Here is a 3,095-nt window from a genome sequence, read left to right as displayed (position 1 = left end):
AGTGAGCATACACTCAAAACTGAATAAAAGTTAACCAAGTTTTTGCCTTCTTTTCATTCACATTCGCTAGCTTTGATTAAGTCCTCGACCGATTAGTATTAGTCAGCTCAACACTTCACAATGCTTACACCTCTAACCTATTCACCTTGTCATCTTCAAGGGGTCTTACTTCTTTCGAATGGGAAATCTCATCTTGAGGGGGGCTTCATGCTTAGATGCTTTCAGCACTTATCCCTTCCATACTTAGCTACCCAGCTATGCCGTTGGCACGACAACTGGTACACCAGCGGTATGTCCATCCCGGTCCTCTCGTACTAAGGACAGCGCCTCTCAAATTTCCTACGCCCACGACGGATAGGGACCGAACTGTCTCACGACGTTCTGAACCCAGCTCGCGTACCGCTTTAATGGGCGAACAGCCCAACCCTTGGGACCGACTACAGCCCCAGGATGCGATGAGCCGACATCGAGGTGCCAAACCTCCCCGTCGATGTGAACTCTTGGGGGAGATAAGCCTGTTATCCCCAGGGTAGCTTTTATCCGTTGAGCGATGGCCCTTCCATGCGGAACCACCGGATCACTAAGTCCGTCTTTCGACCCTGTTCGACTTGTCTGTCTCACAGTCAAGCTGGCTTTTGCCTTTACACGCTTTGAATGATTTCCAACCATTCTGAGCCAACCTTTGAGCGCCTCCGTTACTCTTTAGGAGGCGACCGCCCCAGTCAAACTGCCCGCCTGACACTGTCTCCCTACACGTCTCGTGCAGTGGGTTAGAATTTCAATACAACCAGGGTAGTATCCCAACATCGCCTCCCTGTATACTAGCGTACACAGCTCTCAGGCTCCTACCTATCCTGTACAAGTTGTACCAAAATTCAATATCAAGCTACAGTAAAGCTCCATGGGGTCTTTCCGTCCTGTCGCGGGTAACCTGCATCTTCACAGGTACTATGATTTCACCGAGTCCATTGTTGAGACAGTGCCCAAATCGTTACGCCTTTCGTGCGGGTCGGAACTTACCCGACAAGGAATTTCGCTACCTTAGGACCGTTATAGTTACGGCCGCCGTTTACTGGGGCTTCAATTCATAGCTTCGCTTGCGCTAACCACTCCTCTTAACCTTCCAGCACCGGGCAGGCGTCAGCCCCTATACTTCATCTTTCGATTTTGCAGAGACCTGTGTTTTTGATAAACAGTCGCTTGGGCCTATTCACTGCGGCTCTTCTGAGCTTTCACTCTAAAGAGCACCCCTTCTCCCGAAGTTACGGGGTCATTTTGCCGAGTTCCTTAACAATGGTTCTCTCGCTCACCTTAGAATTCTCTTCTTGACTACCTGTGTCGGTTTGCGGTACGGGCACCTTAATCCTCTCTAGAGGCTTTTCTTGGCAGTGTGATATCAATGACTTCGCTACTTAATTTCGCTCCCCTTCACATCTCATGCTTCTCAGAAAGCGGATTTGCCTACTTTCTACACTCAATGCTTAGACACGGACGACCATCGCCGTGCTCACCTAACCTTCTGCGTCCCCCCTTCGATTATAACGAATTACGGTGGTACAGGAATATCAACCTGTTGTCCATCGGCTACGCCTATCGGCCTCACCTTAGGTCCCGACTAACCCAGAGCGGACGAGCCTTCCTCTGGAAACCTTAGTCTATCGGTGGATGGGATTCTCACCCATCTCTCGCTACTCACACCGGCATTCTCACTTCTAAACGCTCCACCTGTCCTTACAGTCAGACTTCTCCGCATTTAGAACGCTCTCCTACCATCTACAACTTTCATTGTAAATCCACAGCTTCGGTAATATGTTTAGCCCCGGTACATTTTCGGCGCAGAGTCACTCGACCAGTGAGCTATTACGCACTCTTTAAATGGTGGCTGCTTCTAAGCCAACATCCTGGTTGTCTAAGCAACTCCACATCCTTTTCCACTTAACATATATTTTGGGACCTTAACTGGTGGTCTGGGCTGTTTCCCTTTCGACTACGGACCTTATCACCCGCAGTCTGACTCCTGAGTTAATTTATATGGCATTCGGAGTTTATCTGAATTCGGTAACCCGGGATGGGCCCCTAGTCCAAACAGTGCTCTACCTCCACTAAACATCACTCAAGGCTAGTCCTAAAACTATTTCGGAGAGAACCAGCTATTTCCAAGTTCGATTGGAATTTCTCCGCTACCCACACCTCATCCGAACACTTTTCAACGTGTTTCGGTTCGGTCCTCCATTCAGTGTTACCTAAACTTCAACCTGGACATGGGTAGATCACTTGGTTTCGGGTCTACAACATGATACTCATCCGCCCTATTAAGACTCGCTTTCGCTACGGCTCCACATTCTCTGCTTAACCTTGCATCATATCGTAACTCGCCGGTTCATTCTACAAAAGGCACGCCATCACCCTTTAACGGGCTCTGACTACTTGTAAGCACACGGTTTCAGGTACTCTTTCACTCCCCTTCCGGGGTTCTTTTCACCTTTCCCTCACGGTACTGGTTCACTATCGGTCACTAGGTAGTATTTAGCCTTACCGGATGGTCCCGGTAGATTCCGACGGGATTTCTCGTGTCCCGCCGTACTCAGGATCCACTCAGGAGGAACTAGATTTTCGACTACAGGTCTCTCACCTTCTCCGGATCAGCTTCCCATCTGATTCGTCTAATCTAATTCTTTGTAACTCCATATTGAGTGTCCTACAACCCCTATAAGCATGCTCATAGGTTTGGGCTCTTCCCGTTTCGCTCGCCGCTACTCAGGGAATCGATTTTTCTTTCTCTTCCTCCAGGTACTTAGATGTTTCAGTTCCCTGGGTTACCTCACTCAAGACTATTTATTCATCTCGGTGTGATACGACTTTACTCGTATCGGATTTCTCCATTCGGATACCTGCGGATCTTAGCTTACTTACAACTCCCCGCAGCATTTCGGTGTTAGTTCCGTCCTTCTTCGGCTCCTAGTGCCAAGGCATTCACCGTGCGCCCTTAATAACTTAATCGTTACTTGTGTTAGCTTTCTTTTTCTAAAAAAATTCTGTGAACTTCTTTTCTCGGTTTTTTTCTTGGTTTCTTCTATTCAGTTTTCAATGTACTT

General features: G+C 48.3%; 1 rRNA gene. It reads right to left on the bottom strand.

What is annotated here, in order from left to right:
- Positions 1-72: 72 nt before the first annotated feature.
- Positions 73-3,000 (bottom strand): 23S ribosomal RNA (locus tag AC5EAH_RS07865).
- Between the last annotated feature and the right edge of the window lie 95 nt (positions 3,001-3,095).

This window comes from Staphylococcus sp. B1(2026) (assembly GCF_058895785.1).
This window is presented reverse-complemented; position numbering and strand designations above follow the sequence as displayed.